At 59.6% G+C, this 19,579-nt stretch carries 15 protein-coding genes; 10 read left to right on the top strand and 5 right to left on the bottom strand.

Annotated elements, in window-relative coordinates; translation table 11 throughout:
• Positions 1–974 precede the first annotated feature (974 nt).
• A complete protein-coding gene (locus tag EPAKOI_RS26700; protein ID WP_423194679.1) occupies positions 975–2,003 on the bottom strand; it encodes a ParB/RepB/Spo0J family partition protein in 1,029 nt (342 codons plus the stop codon).
• Positions 2,003–2,716 carry an AAA family ATPase gene (locus EPAKOI_RS26695; RefSeq protein WP_423194678.1) on the bottom strand — a complete coding sequence of 238 codons (714 nt, stop codon included), beginning with the start codon at positions 2,714–2,716 and terminating at the stop codon, positions 2,003–2,005. The genes EPAKOI_RS26700 and EPAKOI_RS26695 overlap by 1 nt, the downstream gene beginning before the upstream one ends.
• A gap of 3,754 nt (positions 2,717–6,470) precedes the next feature.
• Here EPAKOI_RS26695 and EPAKOI_RS26690 point away from each other — a divergent pair.
• Positions 6,471–6,806, top strand: coding sequence for a hypothetical protein (locus EPAKOI_RS26690; protein ID WP_124687023.1), 336 nt, complete (start codon positions 6,471–6,473; stop codon positions 6,804–6,806).
• Here the strand turns inward: EPAKOI_RS26690 and EPAKOI_RS26685 are convergent.
• A complete protein-coding gene (locus EPAKOI_RS26685) occupies positions 6,776–7,078 on the bottom strand; it encodes a hypothetical protein (RefSeq protein ID WP_423194677.1) in 303 nt (100 codons plus the stop codon). The two genes, EPAKOI_RS26690 and EPAKOI_RS26685, sit on opposite strands and share 31 nt — an antisense overlap.
• Before the next feature lie 944 nt (positions 7,079–8,022).
• Between EPAKOI_RS26685 and EPAKOI_RS26680 the strand changes: the two genes are divergently transcribed.
• Both EPAKOI_RS26680 and EPAKOI_RS26675 read left to right on the top strand, forming a co-directional pair.
• Positions 8,023–8,478, top strand: a complete 456-nt coding sequence (locus tag EPAKOI_RS26680) for an ion channel (protein ID WP_423194676.1) — start codon at positions 8,023–8,025, stop codon at positions 8,476–8,478.
• A gap of 201 nt (positions 8,479–8,679) precedes the next feature.
• Positions 8,680–9,813 (top strand): hypothetical protein, encoded by a 1,134-nt coding sequence (locus tag EPAKOI_RS26675; protein ID WP_423194675.1) that lies wholly within the window; start codon positions 8,680–8,682, stop codon positions 9,811–9,813.
• A 43-nt stretch (positions 9,814–9,856) separates the two neighbouring features.
• On the opposite strand, the gene EPAKOI_RS26670 is transcribed toward EPAKOI_RS26675, so the two are convergent.
• Complete coding sequence (locus EPAKOI_RS26670) at positions 9,857–10,237, bottom strand: hypothetical protein (RefSeq protein WP_124687021.1); 381 nt, start codon at positions 10,235–10,237, stop codon at positions 9,857–9,859.
• A gap of 375 nt (positions 10,238–10,612) precedes the next feature.
• On the opposite strand from EPAKOI_RS26670, the gene EPAKOI_RS26665 reads away from it, so the two are divergent.
• Complete coding sequence (locus EPAKOI_RS26665) at positions 10,613–11,317, top strand: hydrolase (RefSeq protein WP_423194674.1); 705 nt, start codon at positions 10,613–10,615, stop codon at positions 11,315–11,317.
• Between the two features lie 55 nt (positions 11,318–11,372).
• Here EPAKOI_RS26665 and EPAKOI_RS26660 read toward each other — a convergent pair whose 3' ends face one another.
• The gene (locus EPAKOI_RS26660; protein ID WP_253700446.1) at positions 11,373–11,897 is read right to left on the bottom strand and encodes a DUF3455 domain-containing protein; all 525 of its coding nucleotides are present in this window, start codon (positions 11,895–11,897) and stop codon (positions 11,373–11,375) included.
• 96 nt (positions 11,898–11,993) lie between these two features.
• Between EPAKOI_RS26660 and EPAKOI_RS26655 the strand changes: the two genes are divergently transcribed.
• The 6 genes from EPAKOI_RS26655 to EPAKOI_RS26630 all read left to right on the top strand — a co-directional run bounded on the left by EPAKOI_RS26655 (position 11,994) and on the right by EPAKOI_RS26630 (position 19,551).
• On the top strand, positions 11,994–12,575 hold the full coding sequence (locus EPAKOI_RS26655) for a DUF1294 domain-containing protein (RefSeq protein ID WP_124687019.1): 582 nt from the start codon (positions 11,994–11,996) through the stop codon (positions 12,573–12,575).
• Between the two features lie 25 nt (positions 12,576–12,600).
• A complete protein-coding gene (locus EPAKOI_RS26650) occupies positions 12,601–12,804 on the top strand; it encodes a 50S ribosome-binding protein YggL (protein ID WP_423194673.1) in 204 nt (67 codons plus the stop codon).
• Between the two features lie 368 nt (positions 12,805–13,172).
• Positions 13,173–13,706: a hypothetical protein gene (locus EPAKOI_RS26645; protein ID WP_423194672.1), complete on the top strand. Its 534-nt coding sequence runs from the start codon at positions 13,173–13,175 to the stop codon at positions 13,704–13,706.
• Positions 13,707–14,500: 794 nt separating this feature from the next.
• The gene (locus tag EPAKOI_RS26640; RefSeq protein WP_423194671.1) at positions 14,501–16,969 is read left to right on the top strand and encodes a filamentous hemagglutinin N-terminal domain-containing protein; all 2,469 of its coding nucleotides are present in this window, start codon (positions 14,501–14,503) and stop codon (positions 16,967–16,969) included.
• Positions 16,966–18,726 (top strand): ShlB/FhaC/HecB family hemolysin secretion/activation protein, encoded by a 1,761-nt coding sequence (locus EPAKOI_RS26635; RefSeq protein ID WP_423194670.1) that lies wholly within the window; start codon positions 16,966–16,968, stop codon positions 18,724–18,726. The genes EPAKOI_RS26640 and EPAKOI_RS26635 overlap by 4 nt, the downstream gene beginning before the upstream one ends.
• Positions 18,727–18,744: 18 nt before the next feature.
• Complete coding sequence (locus tag EPAKOI_RS26630; protein WP_423194669.1) at positions 18,745–19,551, top strand: peptidylprolyl isomerase; 807 nt, start codon at positions 18,745–18,747, stop codon at positions 19,549–19,551.
• Positions 19,552–19,579 lie beyond the last annotated feature (28 nt).

Genomic DNA, 19,579 nt, shown 5'->3' with positions numbered 1-19,579 from the left:
GTCTATTTCCCGACTCTTGATGGGTGAAATCTTAGACGCGTATTGTTCACCTATCAAGGGTACGTGTAGTTTTCCAACGGTTCTCCAGCATAGGCCAGTCGAATCAATGACCTCCCTGCCCCGGTAAAGCTCGGCTCACCCCAAAAGGGTTCACCCTAGCGCTCCGAAAGCTACCCAAATATGTTCACCTTTCACAGACCACAGCGAAATGCTGCAGGTTGAGGCCACTGTTTTGAGGCGAGAACCTCGCGAAAGGTGAAAGCCATTGGGGCCCAAGGTGCTTCCTTGATGCAATGCCAACGATGCTCAGACGGAATCCCTAAATCCTTTCACCAACGATTCCCCAAAGGAGTTCACCTGAGAGGTATTTTCAGCTGTAAAGTAAGCGCACACCAACTGACTTTGCCCCAAAGTCCTTCACCTATGCTGCCCCCAAGGATGTTCACCTTGTCGATACCGAAAGGGTTTCCGGGTAGCTGTGCTACTTAAGGACCCAAATCCTTTCACCCATCCTTGGACCCAAAACTATTCACCTATGGGACTTGAGGTGGAATCCCGGGCACGCCGCGCCCCAAATCACTTCACCCCTGGGATCCCCAAATGGGTTCACCCTATGTCTTCAGGCGTTGATCCCTAACGGCATTCACCTGTGCCCCAAATCCACAACCCCTTCTCCCCAAAGCGTTTCACCCGATCCCCAAATCCACACCCCTAGGACCCCATAGAACTTCACCATAGCCCCATCATTGTTCACCTTGAGCCTGAAAAATCCAATAAAATCAGTGTCTTGCAGCAGCTAAAGGTTTACTAAAGGGTTTACAGTGTTTACCAAATCACTTAAACCGCAAGTGCTCTTAGGTAAACATTTCGGAGGTGAACACTATTGGGTAGCAGCTAGAGGGGCGCTAATTGGTGAAGCGCCCTAGGGAGAGTATGTCCGGGTGGAGGGTAAAGCCCGGAACGGATCGAAACGGCTAAGCTTCGGTGGACGTGAACTTTGCTTTCAACTCCTCGACGAGCGCCTGGCGCCGTACAGGATCCAGCAGCGTAATTTCAAAGGTCACCTTCCCTGAATCCCAGTCCTTCAACACGCCCAGGGGCTTCCCGTCCGCCGAAAGCAGCTTGTGCTGGCGAGAGGTCTCCTTCTGCTTGCGCGCTGGCTTGTTCTCGTAGCGTGCGCGTGCTTCCTCGACATCACGACACACGGCAACTTCGTCTCGCACCTTCATGGCCATCGTCGCCGCGACAGAAGATCCTGCTGCGCGCTCAAGCAAGGTCAGCTGATACAAGGTAGAAAGCGCAAACGGTTCCGGCCGTTCCTTCACGATGTCCAGTATGCCGTCGGACAACTTGAGGATCGACATCGTCTTGTTGACGTTCGGCAGAGACATGCCCGTAGCTTCCGAAATGGCCGACTCGTTCGGATAGATGCCCTCGTCCATGAGCGATTTCCATGCGAGCGCATTATCGAGCGGGGACTGCTGCTCACGCTCCGCATTCTCCTTATACGAGATCTGGTAGAGCTGTTGGTCAGTGAGGTCCGGATGAATCATCAGTTTCATCCGGGTCTTTCCAGCGGCCTTGAGGGCGCGGAATCGGTAGTGACCACCCGCCAGCACGCGGCGACCGTTCCTGATTGTCGCTAGACCCGGAACGAGTTGACCGTCTGCCCGAATTTCGCCTGCGAGTTCATGCACACGCTCCGGACGGTAGAGCCGGCGCGCGTTGTACGGGTTCTCATCAATTAGAGAGATATCGACTTCTTCGAAGTACGGCTCCCTATCGCGGGGCTCGGTTGCGTCGGCAGGATGAAGGGTGATCACGGCGGGAGCAGTGACCGAGGCAGTACTGTCGGGCGCCGGAGCATCCATACGTTTTTCCGCGAAGCCATTCGGCTGACGCTCCACCAAAGCCTGAGCGCGCGCAAAACGATCTGCGGGAGGCGCTGCTGAAAGAGCTTTGGCGGCTTGGTCCCGCATTTGCTCGAGTCGACTCTTTGCCATCAGACCACCTCCTCTTTCTGCTTAACGTTTTTCCCTTTGCTCTGCTTCCTTTGAACAGAAAAGCCTAAGTTCTGAAGAACCGTGTCAGCGAGAGCTTCAACTTCCTTTACTGCCGCCGATGCTCCTGACACGGCGTGCACACTAAGCCCGAACATTTGGGATTCCCCGTAAGCGTTACGCTGCTGCAGCCCCGTATCCAGGAGCGGAATGTCGTGATCGTCCTGAAGGATCTCGGTGCAGGCCTTGAACACGTTCCCGCGGCGAGACATCGATGGGATGCAGTACGTCTGCAAGGCTGGGTTCTCGGTCTTGGCCCTCCGTGCAAGCTCTTTGGCTTCGCGGCTAGCCCAGACGTTGTCCATCAAGGGTATGACCGGGATCAACGCGATATCCGAAATGTTGAGCGCAGCCCAAGGGATGGATGACTCGATAGCTGGCGGGCAGTCGATGAATATGAAGTCATACGTGTCGGCGCGTTTCTCAATCTCTCCCAGCATTTTTTCGCGCAGCGGGGCCAAGCTGATGACCTCCGCCGGAAAGGGACGCTCTTTCCCTGCTTGGCCGGCCCAAATCGTACTGGTCCCTTGCTTGTCCATATCCACGAGCAGAGTGCGCAGGCCGCGCAGCGCGAAGGCAGCCGACAACTGCATGCATGTCATCGTCTTGCCGCAACCGCCCTTCTGGTTGAAAACGGTGATGATTCTAGCTGCCATATATTCTCCACATAAGATATATCTTTTACTTTCCCGCAGGTTGCGTAACTGAGCGAGCACTTGCGATTAATACTTCATACTGACGAAAAATCCAAGCAGTATCTCGTTAAGTTGCACACTTGCGACGCAAAACGCTCCTCCTCCTTCCGTTCAGACCTGCAACCTTCCTGCCAGAACGCGACCCGTACTTTCAAGCGTGAAAGCACGGGGCACCACACCGCGCGAAATCTGTGGCCCAGCACCCGCACCTGAAGCTAGGAGCAACCGAGTTGGAGACGTTCTCTGAAGGGAGCTTTGTTTTCAGAACGGCCTCCGCCTGCGGATATTCTCAAAGCTCAGCCGTGCTGAAGCGATGATCGCTTGGGACACGAGTCAACAGGATTCGAGCAGGGCGAATTTGGATCTACATAGATGGCGATGGTGGGAGATGATTCGTAATTTTTCGCGTGGGCAGATGCCAGGATATAAGTCCGAAGCCAGACACCTTACGGCCGTTGTGCAGTTGTGACTTTCAAGCATGAAAGTCGTCACTCCCGTGCGCCGTGATGAAAAAATAAGAGCTTAAATCGCGTTAATGACGCAGCTGACGCCGCGCGGCGTCACGATTGGCGAGCGCAGAAAAACCATACGGAAGGTACCGGCAGGATCCGTGGCCAGCGGTACTTTCAAGCTTGAAAGCCGGGCAAGCAACTTCTGACTTGGCGCATACCGACGGGCACGCAGGCCATGCTATGCGAGAGCAAGCGCTTACCGGTCCAGGTACTTGCCAGAGGCTCTTTGCCTCCCGTACTTTCAAGCTTGAAAGTTGCCTGGCCACATATCGTTTCGCCCAACTACCTGCGTTGCCCTTCCAAATGCCACCTTAAAACTCCTTCGACATGAAGCCCCTCAAAATTGGGGAAGAGAGCCATCTTTACCGAACTACTCGGTTCGGCCCTCCAAGAAAGCCACGCCTTTGTGCCACGCCCGTCTGGTGTATTACCGGAGAGAGTACCAGTAAGTATTTTGATATTTAATATAAATATCAATTTTGGCAAGCCAATTTCTCGGCCCTGGTATTGTCCGTGCCCTTATTAGAGAGGTCCGTAATGAGACGGTCGAGAATTATCCCGTTGCTAGAAGAATGTGGACTTCCGCAGGCTACGAACTCTGAACGGATATCGGTTTTCCAGTGACATGCCTCTAAGTCACAAGGTCGAACGACGCTGTGGGAATTGGCGGAAACCTCAGAGCGGGAGCAGTTCGAAGAACGGCCACATGTTTGGAGCGCCGAACTGAAGCCGACGGTGCGGCCAGTGAGGAGGGCACTGCAATCGCCGTCGCGACAGTGGTAAAGCTCAGCCACGCGCTGCCGGTGGGGGTGCGGGCATTGACAAACCGGGCGCGGAGCCGGTCTCGCCGAAGCGACCACGGGTCAGACCGCCTCAGAACGCCGCGTAGCCTGAGTCGATCCCGCGCTGGGACGCCATTGGGACCTGGCTTATATAGCGGGACGATACAGGGAGCAGATCTTCAGCGTCGCAACCATTTCCATGAAATGACATATGGAAGACGGCCGAGAAAACTTTTACAGACACCGCGACCCAACCCCAAGAATTGCGATGTCCAGAGGCCTTATGAGGCAGTGGACCTGAAGGCGTAAGTGCTTGATTATATTCATATCTTGTCAGTGCGCCCTATTAGCCGCCCAGAATTGGGCTATAAAATGCTATGCAAATTATTTTTGTCCTGCGGAAGGGGGCCCGCTAGAGGCGGGGCCCGGAGCGACTGCAGGCTCAAGGCCGGATCCCTAGAAAGGAAGGGGGCCGACTAGCTGCGGCGCGCCCGTGCCCCATCGCCCTACTGGCTTCGAAGTGTTCGCGCCTCTGGGCCGAAACAGTTACCTCCCCCCTGCGCCCGGCGCCACGGCCTCCCGGGGTGGTTCTACTCTGCCGCCCCTGCTTACCCAACTCAACGGCAAAACTCTGGATGACGTCATTAGCCAGCCACCTCACCCCGGAAATGCGCCACGTCCCCGCGCTGCCATAGTCGCTCACACGACGCCTGATCCGGAGAGCATGGCCGCCGGTCGGCGGTCCTTCTATATAAATGTGGGTTGAGTCCACCTTTCCACCGCGGGTTGCCGGCCTCTCCTTGCTCGCCGCAGGGGTTCATGCGATCCGAAGTCCAGACGTCTACCGCGCCGTCGGCACGCTGAAACTGAAGGTCACCTTGCCGATACCTGACTAGCGAGATTCAGGGGCAAGCTTCGCGTGGACCTCCCCGGATCCGTCCGTCGCCATCGCGGTAGCCTCGGACAAGACGCGGGAAGCAGGTCTGCCTCGGCCCGACGCTGATCGGCACTTGCGCGACCGTCCGGACCGTAATCGCCGGCGCGACCATTGTCACGGCCGCCGCAACGCTCCCCACTGGCTGCCGCGTGGCCAGCGTGACGCACTTGGTGGTGCAGGAGGCGCCGGCCAAGTCTTACCCCGCATGGTGGCGCCCGCGACGTCGGCAGTAACAACTGGGGCGACGCGCGGACAACGGCGCTCGCCGTGCGCCGCTCAGAAGGAGCAAAAGGGGTAGGCGGCCTGGCCGACTGGTTGCCGACGACGGAAGGCGCAACCTTCGTGGCGACGCGGCCGCCGTCGGGAACAACGAAAAGGTGGCCAGCCTGATTCGGCCTACGCCGCATGCGCCGTGACGCTGGCGGCCTGCACGGATGAGCCGACCGAAAATCGGCTATGCGCCAAGGCCGTGCTGACGCCTCACGCGTGGTACTGCACGACCTATACGGTTGGCTGCGCGGACTCTGGCTTTGGCCGCGGGCGAGAGCTTGCAGCTAGGGGATGCTAATGGCGACACGCAGGTCACATACGACCCTAGAAGCCTTGCCATCGCCATCCTCTTCGGCCTCTTCGCTCCTTGTAGGCGGCTATCGCAGGGCCTCAGTCGAATCTCTCGCGGCCCTGGCCATGTCGTCCTTCGAGCTACCACAATGCACTGCGTGGCCGTTCTTAATGCCCGGCTTAGCGGATCGTTTGCCACTATAAGCGCGGACGTCAGCTTCAAACATTGAATGCTGCTGCTAAGTTACGCTTCACTGGGCGACAGCCAGGCCGCCCGCCATGTTCGTGCGCTGTCGACTTCGCTGCCTTCCAAGGCGTTGGCGAATTCCTCTATGTCGGGGAGGGCGGCCCCTGAACTGATATCCCGTTCTAGGACCACAATGGTCGGATGGGGAGGGCGGCCCGCTGCGAAGGCAATTTCCTCTGCCGCCCTGAAACCTCCTCGCGCTGCCATGACAACGATTGCCGCCAGTTGCTGGCCACAGTATGGGTGATCCTTCAAGTAGCTTCGCATTGGGGCAGCGAGATGTCCCATCCAAACCGGGGCCATGACGACGAGCCGGCTGTAGTCGTTCAAGACCGGACCCGCATAGCAATACGCCACACGTCTGCGAAGCAGGTTGTCAACGATACAACGCAGGTCGCCCCACAAGCCTGCGCGACGGACGCGGTCGAACACCTCGAAGACGGGACAACCGAGACGCTGTGCCAACAGTTGCGCCGCCTGACGCGTGGTGCCCGTCCGAGAGTAGTAGAGAATCGCTGTGTTAGGCATAGTTCGCACCCTGGTGGACGTGGGGTCGGGGGAGACCGGTACAACAAGATTAGAACGCAGGAACGGTGCAGTTTTGACGTGAATCAAGGACTGAACACCCCATTGGACTAGTCTTGGTTAAGACGTTGACTACCTGATGGAGATTGAGATGGAAAACAGATTCGGTGCTGGCGCCACGCTCGCTGCGATCGTCGCTCTACTGCTCGCCTCGCCCGCTAGCGCGCAGAAGAACTACACGGACGGTGGGGACCTCTACGGCGGCTCACACACCCCGCCTACAAAGGAATCGCCTGCGAAGCAGAGTCAGAAGAAGAGCTCGGCTCAGCGCAGCGGGAAATTCGACCCGTATACGGAAGGCACCCGCACCGGCGGGCAATCTCACGCCGCCAAGCTTGCACCCGAAGATCCGCCTCCTCTTCCGGACAACGTGGCTAAAACGGGCAAGTTCGATCCCTACACCGACGGCCGGTCGAAGTCGAAATAACCGGAAAAAAATTCCTTCGCCATAGTCGGGTAGCGGCGGCGCACGCCTGTGGGCGACTGTAAGGGTTTCGGCAGCTCGAAAAAATGATGGAGCGACGCGTGCTGCTGGCACCCGCCATCGGCCTCATCGACATACTGCACCTGTTTGCTGGCCGGCAGAGGCACGCCGGAAGGCTCCGAAACCAGCAAGGACGCCCATGCGCCATCGAGAAACCAGCAAATCGCGTCGCCTTGAATTGAGGCTCGGCTGTTGTCACTGTCGATGACCGCCACACGCGGCAACTTGTCGTCCGACGCACACCGCTGCTCGGTATAACCCGGCCGCACTCGGCTTACCGGCATAGAAGGTGGCCACTGATTATTCCGAACTCGCTTGGGAGGACATGGCCAATTCGAGGGGTGGCGCTTCAGGGAACAGGGCGGTCGCACGATTTTCCATGCGTTTCGCCGTAATAGCACGGATAGATTGTTGGTTTTCGTTGATATTTTGGCGATATTGATCTTGAGATACCGATCGGTAATCGGCGAGTAACCCCTATTGCACATGCAGTAAGCTTGCAGCGAAGAGACCATCGTCCGTTTTTCGACGAATTAGGCGCCATTGCGCGTGAGAGCGCAAACAACAAGGCCTGAATCAGGCTGACATCGGCGGCGTAGCCGGAACTGGAACCGCCTCATTGCCTACCTTGAAAGCGGAAAGCGCCCGCTACAGTTGGAAAAGTCCTTGGAAGTGCGGCAACTGCTTGGCCTGGAAGTTGTGATTCGGCCGGAAATTCCGTAGGGAAATCTGGTGACCCGCCCGACTGCGCCAGGAACATCCGCGAGCACAGCGCAGCCTCTTGTGAGCCCGCGCCGTTTGCTGCTCTGGCTTATCTTCAATATCTGTACTGGCACCAACGATAGTCATGCAAAAACCTGTCCATGGACAGGATGCCCGGGAAAGGGCCGTACTGACGCCGTTCTATGATTTGATGTGAACGCGCGAGATTCTGGTTATCGAAGGAGTTTGCGTATTCCCTGGCGGTCGGGCGCTGCCGGTAAGGTGACAGCCGACCGTGCAGCAGATTGCGAAAGCGCTTGGACTGCAAGATCGCTATGTCTCGCGTCTTGCTTGTGAGTTGGCGGCGGCCGTCCCCAATGCTGCCACACATGGCAACATTAGTAGGTAGCCTGCCGGTAAATCCTGCCGGCGTAAATCCACTATCTGGAAGCCCGCCATGCCCCTTCATCTGCTGGTTGCCGCTCCTGTCATGCTGCTGTGCCTGGTATTACAAGGCTTGGTTATTGCCGTTTGTCTGCGACGTTACGCTCGATTCCGGTCTACGCAAGACGGCCGGCGTTCGCTCTGGACCGACGTGCTCCTACTGGCGGGCGTCATGCTGCTTACCTTGCTTTGCAACGTGGCGCAGATGGCGATATGGGCGCTCTTGTTCCTTGCGCTCGGCGAATTCCAGACTTTCTATACTGCCCTGTATCACTCTGGTGTCAATTTCTCCACCTTGGGCTATGGGGATATCGTAATGTCGGAGCGCTGGCGCCTATTAGGGCCACTGGAGGCGGCTAATGGAATCCTCATGTTCGGCATGTCGGCTTCGGTTATGACTGCTGCAGTGCTTGACGTTATCAATAGCAGTCGAAGTGCGGTCCCCGTAGGAGACATTGGCAACGCCTAACGGAACGCAGATCTGCGACCGATGAATCTGCGCGCCGAGGCCCAGCTTAAACGGATCGTGCGCCGTCGTCGCCACGGACGCACCGAAGGGCGGCCAGGTTAGCCCATGGTCCCTAGCCAGAATGCTGGCGCATCGCCTAACGTGAGGGATCGATGTGCCCTTCATGCCAGATGAAAAATGAGGCGACGATCTACTTTTTGGTTGCTGGTTATTGCCTTCCTGGTTCCCTGTTGGGCGGCCGGCACTGAACTCGGCAATAAAGATGGCCCTGCGCCTCTCAATGTCGCCGAGATCAGCGACTTTCTGGGTCAGGACCCATACGATCTGGAACTGCTGATCAGCTTTGGGACATCGAAGGGTGGATCAGCAGGTCATATAGCGCTCGCCATCCGTGATACTGCCTCCAACGAGGAGCTTGTGTATTCGGCTAACTTCTATGCGGACAGAGATCGTCGACACGAAGGAAAATTCCACACCGCCGATCTTATCGCGACCATTCCGAAGCCGGAGTATCTTTTCCATACCACTTCTTCGACATCAGAGCTGGCGGTGTTCGGCCTCGACTTTGGGGAAACCTATAAGCGCTCGGTGGTAGGGGTTCGCGTTTATGGTGTGCCGCTCCAAGAAAAACAAGCCCTGGTCAGATACTTCGGGCGAATTAACGACGACTACCATGAACGTAGGAGAGATACCGAATACCACGCAGGCGAAGTGAAGTATGACTACTTGCGCCTGAACTGTGCAAAAGCGATCGGCGCAGCGTTCAAGTATGGCGCTGGTTACGATGGCTTGGTAGTTAAAGCACCGAAAGTGCTGTCCCGCCGACGGGTAGTGGCCGCGGCCACGGCGAACATTCCGACCGAGATGGCGATCAAACTGCTCGCAGAGTGGGGGAGTCGAGGTTACGGTATGGATGTGGTGCTCTATAAGAAGTACGAGGGCTCGAACTACGTTGAACCCCGTGAGGAACCGAAGATTCCGTTCAAGGATCTCCCTGATCGATTCCCTTCGGTGCTTTCTCTAGATTTCCGACGGGAACAGGGCGCTTATAGAGACTTCGACAATCTCTTTGCGATGTATCTCTTCTACAACCTTGGAAGATACAGCGTGCGATTGAATGGCTCGACTCAGTTGCTTGAGATCGAGAGGAGCAAGCAGTCGATGGCTTATGCTGCTGCTGTGGAGCACGCAAACAGGAGCGCTCGATCCGATGCCGATAACTTTCGTCGGCATGCGCTTTTCAGCCCGTTGGGCACGAGAATAGGTGAGGCGCCGGACAACACGCACCTCTACCGGTTCGGGGACGCTGAAAAAGAGTTCTCTTCGTCGCAATGATCGAGAAATGGCAGTCCCGATAACCGCCTAGCGTGATCCTCTATCACATCGGATCGAGCGGAAGTACGCTCAATCCTGAGGTGCCACTTGACGTAGTCCTGCGCTGACTGCGAAGAACCCCATTCTCGTCAAACTCAAACAGAACAGTAGAGGAACGAATTTCGCCTCCGGAAAAAAGGGGGCCGATGAAGGGAATATAGCTTTCGGGATGCGGTCGCGACGTTGCAAACGAATAGATGAGGATCGCTGTTCCGCTTTTCAGCGTCACCGCAGAGGTCGGCGCCCCTAGCTGAGCGGTAACGTCCTCAAGTGTGGAGAAGCCGGGTAAGAAGTTAGCCAAATGCTCGGGTCTCACGTCTACGCCGGTGGATATGCACGCAGTCAAGATGACACAGAGGCCAGTCGCGGAGTAAGCGAATTTCATGGCGTCGGCACCGTCCTTCAGATGTGTGCCCGGATGCTGGCGGTGGTGGCCCTCTTACTAATGTAGCGCAAGGTGTTACGCATGGGCGAAAGTCTGAGATGGCTACCGCACCGTGCGAGCAGCGCCGGCAGGAGGGTCGGGCTGGAACGAGCGGAAAACCTCGGTTAGCATTGGACGGCCTGGCAGTCGAATATTCATTTATTTTGAATAACTATGACAGCGATAGCCCCCTTGCTCGGGGCCGGCGGTCGCTATAGTTCAGCACATGGACGGCGCGACAGCGCAGCGAAGCGAAACGAAGCGCGACGAAGCGAAGCCAGCACCGCCCAATAACCACTCAAATTCATTGAATCACCTTTTATACCGGAGCCCATCATGTCGAACGCCAACAACGCCAAGCTGCAAGTCCTGACTCCGCGCAACAGCCAGCTGATCATCATCGACCACCAGCCCCAGATGGCCTTCGGCGTCCAGTCGATGGACCGCCAGACGATGAAGAACAACGTCGTCGGCCTGGCCAAGGCGGCCAGGATCTTCGACGTGCCGACCACCATCACCACCGTCGAGAGCGATTCGTTCTCGGGCTACACCTACCCCGAGCTGCTCGACGTCTTCCCGGGCAAGGAAACGCTGGAACGCACGTCGATGAACTCGTGGGACGACCAGAAGGTGCGCGACGCGCTGGCCGCCAACGGCCGCAAGAAGATCGTGGTGGCCGGGCTCTGGACCGAAGTCTGCAACACCACATTCGCGCTGTCGGCCATGCTGGAAGGCGACTACGAGATCTACATGGTGGCCGACGCCTCGGGCGGCACCACCAAGGAAGCGCACGACTACGCCATGCAGCGCATGATCCAGGCCGGCGTGGTGCCGGTCACCTGGCAGCAGGTGCTGCTGGAATGGCAGCGCGACTGGAAGAACAAGGAAACGTACGACGCGGTGACCGGCCTGGCCAAGGAACACTCGGGCGCCTACGGCATGGGCATCGACTACGCCTACACGATGGTCCACAAGGCCGCTCAGCGCACGCAGACCCAGCACCCGTCGATTGCGCCGGTGCATGCGCCGGTGACGGAGTAATGAGAACTTTGAGACGGGACACCGGACCAGGGCAGTTCAGTTCGGCTTTGCTCTGCTATTCCAGAAAGACGTAGTCAGCCCGATAGGGCATGCCATTCTCCTGTCCCTCCTGCGTGCACGTCTGAGGCAGGACCTGACCGCCTTGCGTATTCAGGCGTTGCACGTAACGCGTCCGTGACAGCAGGCCTGGTCCACCGGTGTTCGTCGCCTGCAGCAGCAAGAGTGGAATGCTGTCCGGCGCCTGAGCGTTCGGTAGCTGTTTCAATACCTTTCCGGTGATCTTGCTGCCGTCCGGTGCTTCCCAGGTTGGCCCCGCGTAGTGTTTGACAACGACCTGCCCGAGGTCGTCTTTCAGGGTGGCATCCGGTGCCACGAAGGTCCATAGCAGCCTGCCGTCGCTGGCTTGCTTGCACTGATAGTTCTGCGTACCGGCGGCGTGCAGCACGGCGACCGTTCCACGAACATCCGAAGGCTGAAGGTCGGGCGGGGCAGTGATCCGGGAAGTGGCACACGAGGCGAGTACGCCTGACAGGCCCAGTACAGTGAGCCATGCGCCATGGAAATGCTGAGGGATTGCCATTTCGGCTCCTTGCCTTGGTCCCTGGAGCAGAATAGTCCAAAAGCGTACACTGCGTGCCTCCCGCAATATCAACCGGCAACACCAACCCAAAAGAACATGAAGAAAGCGGGGCGGATCAAATCCTGGCATGCCGACAAGGGCTTTGGCTTCATCGACATCCATGCGGATCTCAAGGAGGTGTTCTTTCATGTGAGTGCGCTGCGCACGCGCGCTGTTCAGCCGAAGGTGGGCGACCGCGTGAGTTTCGAGCTTGCCAAAGGCAAGGATGGTCGAATGCAGGCGCTCAACGTCGCCATAGCGGGTGCCCCAAAACCAGGCGCTGGCGCCGCGCCCAATTGGCTGCCGGCGTTGGTAGGAGTGATGGCGCTGGCGGCAATCGTCCTGGGTGCGCTGGGAGGCTATCTTCCTCGACTCGTTGGCATTGCCAGCGTGATGGCCAGTGTCGTCGCATTCATCGCGTACGCCGACGATAAGGCTCGCGCGAATCGGAAGGCCTTGCGCATCCCGGAGGCCAATCTGCATCTCGTTGCACTGTGCGGAGGATGGCCGGGCGCGCTGGCTGCGCAACACCTGCTTCGGCACAAGAATCGGAAGCACGCGTTTCAGGTGGTCTTCTGGGCGACAGTGGTCCTGAACATTGGCGCACTTGTGCTTTGCCAGGCAGTCGTCGTCCCTTGAGGTGCGAATAGGGGCCCGGTACTGCTTGTCCGACCGTGTGTCCTATTTTTCAGAGGATTGGATCACGAGCAAAGGACGGAACCTGCGCCAGCGGAAAAAGCTGCGCGTGACCGAATTTCAAGAACCCGGCTTTCATGTCACCGCGCAGCTTGCTGAAGGCCTTGATGCCGAGGCGCGAGTTGCGGCTTGTGATGCCTTCATTCGCGATGGCACGAAGCGAACCGGCTGACCTATGGCGGCGCCATCGGCGATCGTCTGGATGGATTCGTTTCGCCAGAGGGCAATCGTAGCTCCTCCACCGAGGAGCACCGACGGACTGTCATCGACGGGGTGAAGAGCCGCGCTAAATTTTTGGGCAGTGACCGTCGGCCCTTTGATTGACGCTTGGTATGGCGATTCTGCGGCGGTCTAGCGGATCCTCCTATTGCCTGTCGTTGTGTATCGTCTGACCACGAGCCCGTAGGAGGCCTGCTCGGCGGGTAAACGGCGCCTTGCGACCCACAAGGGACAGCCAGCTTTCCCGATAGCGGCCGTTGACCGTGCCATCGCGGCGCAGTTGATACCATTCGCTTGTCAGTTACATCTGCGAGGGAAATCATGGTTATTGCAATACCGCCTGAAGACTTGTACGTCACTCAATGCGAGCAGGTTGGCTCGGCATTGCGACTCCGCTTTGTATGTGACTTTCATCCCGGGGCTCCGCGCAACGAGCAAGTGCTACAGATTTCCCTGGAAGGGTTAGGCAATGTCTCGACCTGTATGGACTTCTTTCGCGAGCTTCTGTATACCAAGCCGATTTATCTTGAGCGGAACGAGAATACGCTTACAGCTACGGCTGGCGCGGGCCTTTTGCTTTCCATGAACGCGACGGCTCTCACGGTGAGCTATGACCGACTGAACCAGAATGAGTTGCGTAAGGAGGTGGACGTCGTCTACGAATGGTATCTCGGTGCCGATCGCGGCCTCGCAAATGCCCATAAACGCATCAATGCGGTACGCAGCCTAACAGCGGAGTCGATACGACGAATCGAATTGAAGTCATCTGGCCATGTTCACGGCGGGACGGCTTCAGTCTTGTATGAGCAGCAGCTTCATTTGCTCAACAGGATCTTGCAGTTGCTCGACGAATAGTACTGGTTTCCGTGAACGTGGCGGCCGACCGGTTGTGGCCGTACTCGGCCTCCCGGTTGTCCGGACCGAGGCCTGGCCGGAGCAGGAGGTAGTGCAGAGTCATCGAGAACTGGGAAATTGCTCCAAATTCATCGTTGAAACTAGAGTTGATGGCCCATCTTTGCGACGGGTCGAGCCCTCGCTTGCACATACCTAGCCCAAGTTCGGCTTCCATATCCGTTGTCGATCCGTATCAGGCTTTCGCTGATCGCCATGGGACACCACTCCAGGCTCTCCGTAACGGAGGAGCAATGGCCTACTACGCACGCGCTTGAAAATCCCACTGCAGTAGGGTGAGCCTCCCCCAACCGAGGGGACCCAACCGGCCAACAAATTCTGTGCGCGAATGCCACCGCATCCTGCTTAACGGCATTCCCGGGGATTCCTTGAGCCTTGCCGATTGCTCTCAAACACCCACATCCAAAGGGATTGGCCCTCCTACATTCCCGGATCTATACCCACTCGCGGGTTGGTAGGGCTCACGGGCCTTGATCTGGGTAGGCCGATGAATGCAGTGCACAGGCGTTGCGTCCCACCTACATCCAAGATCCTTACGCCCGCAAGAGGTATTTGCCAGTAAGTCCAAATTTGATAATTTCGCGCCCTATGAAGAAGTAGGGGGCGGCGCTGCAAGCGACCACGCTCCCTACGCATCAAAAAAAGAAGGGAGCGGTTCGTTGTTTCGATTTCGGGTTCTACGGGGTGCGCCTGCGCCGCAGGCGCAGTGTCCGCGCGCGTGGCGCACAGTTACGGCATTGGCGCTCGCCGCGCTGGCAATGCGTGTCCAGGGGGCAGGTGTTGTGGCAGATGGCAGCACGGCCACCACTGTCAATGTGGGGGCGAGCGGCCGCATCACGGTTGGCGTGGCGGGCGCCGTAGGTGGTGTCTCTGCCAACAGCTATCGCGAGTTCAACGTCCCACGCGCGGGTGTGGACCTGGATAACGCGACGGCCCGTGCCCGCACGATCCTGAACCAGGTGACGGGCACCAATCCGTCGCTTCTCGAGGGTTCGCTCAGCGTATTGGGTCCGCGCGCCAATGTCGTGATCGCCAATCCCAATGGCATCAGCGTCAACGGCATGGTGGTGCAGAACATCGGCAACCTGGCACTGACGACCGGGCAGGTATTGTTCAACGATTTCACGGTCAATGGACAGTTGCAGCGCAACCTGGTTCTGACCACAAACCAGGGGTTGATCGACATCGGGCCTGGCGGCCTGTCCGGCACGCTGCTGAACCTCGAACTGATCGCCAAGCAGTTGCGGGTCGGCGGCAAGGTCGAGAACTACTACACCGACGCCAACTCGCGTGCACGCGCCGTGGTGGGCGACAGCCACGCGGAGATCGATGCAAGCGTGTCGCCCGGCGATAACTTGACACCGTGGATTTCCTATACGCGCGGTACTGGCGCGACGTCAAAACAAATTGCCCTCGATATCACCGCAGCCGGCAGCCTGATTGGCGGTCGCGTGGAGTTGATCGTGACCGACCAGGGCGCGGGCGTGCGCAATGCTGGCGCGGCATATGCCACGGCGGGAGACTTCGTCATATCCGGGAGCGGGGACCTGAAGCTGGCGTCGGGCAAGATCACCGCCAACCGTGACGTGCTGATCGGCAGCGGCGGGCTGCAAGGAACAGGCACGATCGCGGCGGGACGTCACATACAAGTCTTGTCCGACCGCATCAGCATGGTCGACAGCGCCCTGACGGCTGGCACGGCGGCTACGGGTGACATCGTGATCGGCGCATCGGGCCAGGCGCATAGCCGACCGGTGTCCCTGGCTAACACGGCGCTGAACGCCAGTGGCGGCGTGGGCGTGTTCGACGCCGGCGCGGGCGTGGCGTTTTCGGGAGTGCAGCTCGGCGCCAACGGCAATGTGGTGATGGAAGGCAAGGGCGTAGGCGGGCTCACCGTTGGTGCCGGGCGCACGCGCTCATCGCTGACGTCGCTGCAAGGCACAGTGTCGATCGCCGCTACGGACCTGCAACTCAACGGGGCCGATATCGACGGCGTCGGCGGTGCCTCGGTCAAAGCCAGCAACATTGCGCTGCAAGACGCTGTCTTCGCTTCCTCGGGCGGCGCGGTGACCGCAGACGTTGCCGGGGCGTGGCGCCAGCAGGACAGCGACGTACTGGCGGCCACTGATGTGACGCTGCACAGCGGATCCATGGTGCTGGCATCGGCCGGCCGCCAGTCCACCATCGTCGCCAATGGCGGCGGTGTCGTGGTCAATGTCGACAGTGACCTCGTCAATACCGGTGCTCTGGTCCAGGGCCAGCGCCGGGGTACATTGCCGGGTGCCGAAGGGGCGGTCACCGTGCGTACGGGCGGCTTGCTCTGGAACGATTCGACACCCCAATACCTGGGCATCCTGTTCGGCACAGCCGATGACGTTGTCGTGCGTGCCGGCGGCGACATCGTCAATCGGCATGCGCGGATGCTGTCCAACGCCCGGCTCGACGTCGCAGCAGCAGGCGACCTGATCAACGAAATCACCAAACAGCCAGGCGCGAATGGCGAGCAGGCCGTTGTTGATGCCGAATCCGCCCGTCGATGGTTGGTGCTGACCAAACGCCGCAGCACGTTTGATATCGACTACGGCGCGGCCGACCGTCCCGGGCAGATTGCCTTTCTGCTGTCCGACACCGGCACCTCGCTCAGCGGCCGCAACGTGATCAACACAGGGGGCGAGATCTACGCCAACAACGGCGCGATCACGATCCATGCCGCCGATACGTTCCGCACGCAAGGGGTGACCACGGGCTCGGCACACTATTCGCGGACCTGCATGATCGTGTGTCGTACTTCGGCATCGTCCGATACTGCGGTGACGGGCGGCCTGCTGTCCGCTGGGGGCAGCATAGACATCACCGCAGGCAAGCTGGCCGAGAACATCGGCGGCCGCGTGCTGGCCATTGGCGACCTGACGGTGAATGCGCCAGCGACCTATGCCTCGGGTGTGACCGGTTACACGGCTATTGCGCGCGACCGGGGCTTCAAGGTGTTCTTCGGCGATACCTGGGCGCGGCTCTACGCGATGGATGTTGGCGGTAGCTGGATGGCAACGGGCCGCACGCGCATTGGCGGCGATGCTGTCGTGTCGGGAGGCAGCTTCGATGGCGATGTATCGATTGCGGGTACGACCACTATCTCGCGTCCTCGTCAGCAGACACCGGTTTCCGTGGAAAGCCATCTTGGCCTGACGTCGTGGATGTGGCGATGAAATCCTCGACGCAGCAAAGACAGATGCGCGTTGCCGCCGCGTGCTGGCTCGTGGCCGCTTCCGGATCGACGATGGCGCAGGTGCCGCCGGTTGGACTCGTGCCGCCCGAAGACCCGGCCCAGCGACTGCTGCGCGAGCAGCGCCAGCGCGAACTGCAGCGCGAGGCGACGCAACCGCCCGCGCAGATCGAAAACCGCGTGCCCACGGCGCCGGACGTGCGCGTCGAGGACGTTGAAGAGACGGCCACCACGTTTGCCATCGACCGTATCGAGGTGGTGGGCAACACCGTACTGTCTGACGCAGACGTCGAAGCCATTACGGCCCCGTTTGCTGGCCGCCGGCTTGGTGCCAATCGCATCAACCTGCTGCTGCGCCGGTTCACCGAGGCGTTTGTTACGCGCGGCTATATCACCACGCGGGCCTACCTGGGCGAGCAGAACCTGGCCAGTGGTGTCCTGCGCGTGACCGCGGTGCCGGGGCGGGTGGAGTCGTTCCAGCTCAACGGCAAGACCCTGCGCCCAGGCCCGCTGCCGCTCTTCGATACCGCAGCCGGTGGATGGATCACCGACGCCGGGACGGTATGGCAGTTTCCGGCGACGGGCGACACCTTGCGGCTGGCGGATCTAGAGCAGGGCGTCGATCAACTCAACCGTCTGCGCCGCAATCGGGCCGAGATGCAGATCCTGCCGGGCCAGACGCCAGGCGGATCGGTCGTGGCACTGGCGAACCAGCCCGGCGACCGCTTCCGCTTCAATGCGGGCGTCGACAACTATGGCAGTCGCGTGACCGGCATCTCCCGCACGCGATTCGGTATCGATGCCGACAATGCGCTCGGTCTGCAGGAATCGCTGGGCGTCAGCTACGTTGGCACGACCGATACCAATGCGGCCGTGGCGTCGGTGGCCGTGCCGTTTGGCTACAACACGTTCAGCTATACGGCGTCGATGTCCGAGTACCAGAACACCATTGGCGATACGGCGCTGCTCTATGGCCGCACGTTGGGTCATACGTTTGGCTGGAACCGCGTCATGACGCGCAACCAGCACCGGCGCCAGGCGTTGGACCTGACGCTGACCTGGCGCAAGACAGAGCGCGAGATCAACAACCTTGAACTGGATCCGCAACGGCTGACCGTGCTGCGGGCGGCGTGGAACGGGCTCTGGCGCTTTGCTGCCAACGGTCAGCAAGGCTATGTCACGGCAGAAGCCGGCTATTCACGTGGATTGTCGGCATTCCACGCCACGCCGGACCCGTCCGACATCCGCCATGACGAGGCCCACGCCCAGTTCAACAAGCTCGACGCCAATACCACGTTGCAGTTGCCGCTCCCTGTCATTGCGGAGCGCCTGCAACTGGCCTGGCGCGCGCAACTGGTGGGGCAGTGGACCGACGTTGCGCTGTTTGGCTCCGAGCAGATCTACGCGGGGGGGATGAGCACCGTCCGCGGCTTTCGGGAAGGGGTGATTGCGGGAGACCGGGGTGCGTACCTGCGCAATGAGGTCGCATGGGCCAACGCGCCGGCGATTGCGGGCATCCGCATGGAGCCATATGTCTTTCTCGATGGCGGCGAAACGCAGTACGTGGCCACCCACCAATGGCAAGCGGTGGTGGGGGCGGGTGCAGGCATCCGCCTGTCAGCCCAGTGGGCCAAACAAACTTTCACGAGCGAACTGCTGGTGGGCGCGCCGCTGGCGCAGCCCGCGAATCTCGGGCCGAAGCGTGGCGTCGTGCTGGCCACCTTGAACTGGATCTACTAGAAATTGGGAGCACAAGCCATGCAAGGCAACTTTACTCGTCTCGCTCTGGGTGTCGTCATCGCACTGGGGCTTCATTGCGCGCACGCTGCCACGGTCAATGGCGTGGCAATCGCCGATACGGCGATCACCGACACCCTGCGGGCGGCAGGCCTGCCCGATTCTCCGCAGGCGCGGGAGGCGATCAAGCAGCAACTGGTCGCGCGCGAACTGTTCCGCCAGGAGGCCGCCAAGGACAAGGCGCTGGAGCAGCGCCCTGAAGTGCAGGCATCGCTGCGCGACGCGCGTAACCAGGTGCTGATGCAGGCCTGGCTCAAGGACCATATCAAGCCTGCGCCAGTGACCGAAGCAGAAGTCCGGGCGCGCTACGACGCCATCGTGGCGACACTGGGCAACCAGGAGTACAAGGCGCGCGTCATCGAAGTGGCCGACGATGCTGCGGCCAGCGCTGCGCTGGCACGTATCAAGGCCGGCGAGGACTTCGCGAAGGTGGCGCAGGACATCAGCCTCGCCCCGTCAAAAACCGCTGGCGGTGCGATGGAATGGATCAGCTTCAAGGTGCCGGTCCAGGAGGGCAAGACCCAGAACCTGCCGCTGCCGATTGCGCAGGCGATTGCATCGCTGCCGCCGGGTGCCATTACGCCCGCGCCGGTGGCGCTGGGCGAGCGCCGCTATCTGGTCAAGGTCGATGCCGTCCGTCCGACGCAGATTCCGTCGTTCGAGACGGCAGCGCCAGGCATTCGGCAGGCGTTGCAGGCGCAGGCGCTGGAGCGCGCCACGCTTGCCTTGGTCACGAGCTTGCTGACCAAGGCAAAGATCACCCAGTAATTCGCGCCGCATTCGCTACGCCCGATTC

The organism is Cupriavidus sp. H18C2 (genome assembly GCF_049393795.1).
Taxonomy (GTDB): domain Bacteria; phylum Pseudomonadota; class Gammaproteobacteria; order Burkholderiales; family Burkholderiaceae; genus Cupriavidus; species Cupriavidus pauculus_C.
Note: the sequence above shows the minus strand (reverse complement) of the source record. Positions and strands in the feature narration are given on the sequence as shown.

Excerpts from the sequence above, each read along its gene's own strand:
- EPAKOI_RS26700 (WP_423194679.1), bottom strand. The coding sequence starts at position 2,003 with ATGGCAAAGAGTCGACTCGAGCAAATGCGGGACCAAGCCGCCAAAGCT.
- EPAKOI_RS26695 (WP_423194678.1), bottom strand. The coding sequence starts at position 2,716 with ATGGCAGCTAGAATCATCACCGTTTTCAACCAGAAGGGCGGTTGCGGC.
- EPAKOI_RS26690 (WP_124687023.1), top strand. The coding sequence starts at position 6,471 with ATGGAAAACAGATTCGGTGCTGGCGCCACGCTCGCTGCGATCGTCGCT.
- EPAKOI_RS26680 (WP_423194676.1), top strand. The coding sequence starts at position 8,023 with ATGCCCCTTCATCTGCTGGTTGCCGCTCCTGTCATGCTGCTGTGCCTG.
- EPAKOI_RS26670 (WP_124687021.1), bottom strand. The coding sequence starts at position 10,237 with ATGAAATTCGCTTACTCCGCGACTGGCCTCTGTGTCATCTTGACTGCG.
- EPAKOI_RS26665 (WP_423194674.1), top strand. The coding sequence starts at position 10,613 with ATGTCGAACGCCAACAACGCCAAGCTGCAAGTCCTGACTCCGCGCAAC.
- EPAKOI_RS26660 (WP_253700446.1), bottom strand. The coding sequence starts at position 11,897 with ATGGCAATCCCTCAGCATTTCCATGGCGCATGGCTCACTGTACTGGGC.
- EPAKOI_RS26655 (WP_124687019.1), top strand. The coding sequence starts at position 11,994 with ATGAAGAAAGCGGGGCGGATCAAATCCTGGCATGCCGACAAGGGCTTT.
- EPAKOI_RS26645 (WP_423194672.1), top strand. The coding sequence starts at position 13,173 with ATGGTTATTGCAATACCGCCTGAAGACTTGTACGTCACTCAATGCGAG.
- EPAKOI_RS26635 (WP_423194670.1), top strand. The coding sequence starts at position 16,966 with ATGAAATCCTCGACGCAGCAAAGACAGATGCGCGTTGCCGCCGCGTGC.
- EPAKOI_RS26630 (WP_423194669.1), top strand. The coding sequence starts at position 18,745 with ATGCAAGGCAACTTTACTCGTCTCGCTCTGGGTGTCGTCATCGCACTG.